Annotated in this window: 2 protein-coding genes; both read right to left on the bottom strand. The window is 41.4% G+C overall.

Going from position 1 to position 3,447, the window contains the following annotated elements; translation table 11 throughout:
* Positions 1-131: 131 nt before the first annotated feature.
* On the bottom strand, positions 132-908 hold the full coding sequence (locus tag J7545_RS08425) for a hypothetical protein (protein ID WP_318719437.1): 777 nt from the start codon (positions 906-908) through the stop codon (positions 132-134).
* 893 nt (positions 909-1,801) lie between these two features.
* Positions 1,802-3,016 carry a hypothetical protein gene (locus J7545_RS08420; protein ID WP_318697919.1) on the bottom strand — a complete coding sequence of 405 codons (1,215 nt, stop codon included), beginning with the start codon at positions 3,014-3,016 and terminating at the stop codon, positions 1,802-1,804.
* Between the last annotated feature and the right edge of the window lie 431 nt (positions 3,017-3,447).

The following is a 3,447-nucleotide window of genomic DNA, read 5'->3' as shown; positions in this document are numbered from 1 at the left end:
GTATTACTAAAAGGTTCATGTGATTTCATTTTTTTATTTATTGGGTCTTGCTTGGGTACAAGGGTCTCAAAGAAAATCCCATTTACCTCGATAAAATTGTTTTTATTGATGTTGGCTATATATTACCTGTATCAGGAGATCGAAGATACAGTAATATTACTGAATTGGAAAACATTGGTTATACTGTAACGATTCAGTTGTGGCGAGCGATCGCCATCAGTTACTTTAAACCGGGAAACACCCGAACCGAGTAAGGAAAGAAAATCGACTCTATCTCCGGGACTAAACTCTCCCAGAATTAGGTCGTCAACCATAACCGTAAACAAATCGTCTTCACCCACGGGAAAATCTAGAATCTCTGTAAATAGGGTGTCATCGGTAGCGACAAATTCAAATCCTTTCTCTATGGGTGGGTCATACCAGCGACAACCGGGAACGTTAGAGAAGTGTTGCCAGCCATCAGAGTCGATTCTACTCGGAAGTATGGGATTTTGTTGAGTGCGGCCTGGAGGCTCCCAATCGACTCCACCGCCACCGCTACCGCCGACTATGATTCCACCACCTCCGCTACCGCCGACTATAATGCCACCACCACCGCTACCGCCGAGTGCAATATTACTCCCATTATTCACGGGGTAAATGTCAGATGGTAAGTCTTGAGGATCTAATAAAGCGACAAAAAGCTCGTAGTTACCTTCATCTTCTCCACGGCGACCGCCCGATGCCACCCCAACAGATAAATCAACAGTACCACTACTAGGAACAGTCCCCCAAATTGCTGAAGCAAAACCATCTCCTTCAGGACTACTATTTTCATCATAAAGCCAAGAACCGTCCTGACTGGCTCCCCTCAGATATGTGTTTGGGTTGCATTGGTTTGAAGGAAGGCTATTGTTAGTCCAAGCCATATATGGTGTTCCTGGAGTTAGTCCATCTACGCTGAAGTCGTCTACTTCTGTACCAGAACTCAGGCTCTCAGAAAAACTTTCTGCAAGTTTAATGGGAGATATCTTGTTTTCCCATCCCCATCTAACACCATTGTAAATTTTTACTTTCTTTGGTGCGATTTCCTCAACAAGGTAAGTTTCTGCATAAAAGAAACTCTCTATATGTGGAAAGTTGTATACTGGAGAATCTCTAAAATAGTCTGATTCGGCAGCTCCTTCAGTATCGTAGTAAGGATTTTGCTGACCAGGAACAATATCGATGAAATCTAAATATCCGGAGGGTGGTACTGTTTTGTATGGTGAAAAGGTAGCGATAACCCTTTGAATCCAGTGAACATTATCACCTTGGGGATCGAAAGAGAATGGTTGGGGGTTATAATTCCATCTAATATGAGCTCCGACACTATTCAATGTGTGACGACCACACCACTCATATCCTAGAGGGTTTGGAGCACACGAGTAATATTCCTGAATATCAAAACTACCTTGTAAGTTTCCCGTTTCCTCAAAGTTCCAGTTGGGAAACTCACTTTCTAGTAAGTTCAGTAATCCTGTGGTTCCCCCTTGTTTGAGTTCAATAACCTGTCCTCTCGATAAATACCGCCGGGGGTCCGACTCTGGCCATGCGTCTAATTGAGTATAACCCCATATACCCTTGTCAATATCAACAAAGTAAGGCTTTGTGTATCTGTAGAAGTCTGAGGGAGGAGGAGTAATCGAGAATGCCAAGCTAGACCTAGTTGGCAATATTCCCAGGAGAGTTGTTGTCAGAAAAAGTATGAATGTACTTTGCTTTTGCACTTTTATCGCTCCTATGTTATTTATCAACAAAATAGTGACTACTTTTTTATGGACTAGAGACTTTTTTCAGTTTCAGACCTAACTAAACTAAAAGTGATTGATGGAGTAAATACCATCCCTACCCAGATGTCTTCCAGTAATTTCGCATTTCTCCCTTCTTTATCTAGTATTTCTACTGTCCTATCTTGATTTTTGTATATAAAATTAATTTGATAGGTTCCTAAAGAAAGCGATCCAAAAACCCAACCACCTCCATCTCCGGCTGGAATGCTCAGGCAAAAAAGCTCTCCCTTCACCCAAAACAGTTGTGCTATCTTGGGAAAAAATGTCAGACTCTCTCCCGGCTTAACTATAGGAAAATCTGATTCTTTTGGTATTATAGTTAAGCTACAACCATAGGCAGCCTCTATTGGTTGACCATCCGTTCCTATCAGTTGTGGAATCAAGCTGGCAAATAAGTTGAACCGAAAACAACTGGAGGTGTTGTTGCTAATACGAATACCAATCTCTACGAGAGTATAGGGGTCTAAGTGCGGATTCCGAACTCTTACCTTTGGTTGCGATCTCGGAACTATTACCCTTGGTTGCGGCACTAGAGTTTCAAAGCGAATCCCATCTACTTCTACCGCACTGTTGTCAGGCCCTACTGGCTCTTGCAAGCTCAGACTTAGGAATTGAGTTGCCAAAGCTGGAGCGATCGCCTCTGTTTTCGTTTCTGGTTTCAAATCTGCTGAGGTGCGATCGCTTGAACTCTTTCTAGTAAACCTCAATTGATAGGTATCTGCTTGCAGATCGTGAAAACACCAACTGTCGTTTAGCTTGAAACTGACTGGTAAGTAACTAAATTGTTTGATAAATTTTAGCTGTAGTTTGTTATTATACCAAAGTAGCCTGACAATTGGAGAAGTTTTTTTGCCCTCTCCAGGTTCGATTAAGCTATCGTCAAGATTTATTATCTTGGGTGGTCGTCTTAACCTAAAAACTAAATTTGAGAGCCAACGAGTCAATGGAAATCTGCCACCGAGCGCTCTCCTCCTAATAGCTTGAATTTTCTCTAGATTCTTCAAAGATTCCTCTATAGCTACTTCTGGCTGTAATGTTTGACCCTTTGAGGTTATCAGTTCGGGCATCAGAGCGTCATTTGGATGAAGACGAACGGATTCGAGGGTGTTATTAATTACATAAACAGTAAGCTCGATTTCGATACTGGCATCAGAGGCATTTTTGGGAATTGGCAATGCTATTAATTCTGGCTCCCAAATCCTCATGTTAACCCCCTTTTCTTTAAAAAATAAGTTGTTAAAAAGCTCTAAGATCATAATTTTTCTCTTCTCGAACGTCTAGTTGAATTAAAGATTCAACAAACTAGGAACTGGATCTCCAATAATGACTGGTTGATGGTTTGGCATAATTGTTTGAAAGCAAATACCACCTATTGGATAGATGCTTTTCTAGGTCGGAAAGTTTTTGAATTAGGTTTTTCTTGGGCAGAGTTAATACTCGCTTGGGTACAAGGGTTTCAAAGCGAATCCCATCAACTTCGATAAAACTGCTTTCATTCATGTTGGCTAGATACTACCTAATGAAAGCAGTTTTATCGAAGTTGATGGGATTCGCTTTGAAACCCTTGTACCCAAGCGAGTATTAACTCTGCCCAAGAAAAACCTAATTCAAAAACTTTCCGACCTAGAAAAGCATC

It is taken from the genome of Roseofilum sp. SBFL (assembly GCF_017746885.1).
Taxonomy (GTDB): Bacteria; Cyanobacteriota; Cyanobacteriia; order Cyanobacteriales; family Desertifilaceae; genus Roseofilum.
The sequence above is the reverse complement of the archived record's forward strand: the minus strand, read 5'-3'. Positions and strand labels throughout refer to the sequence as shown.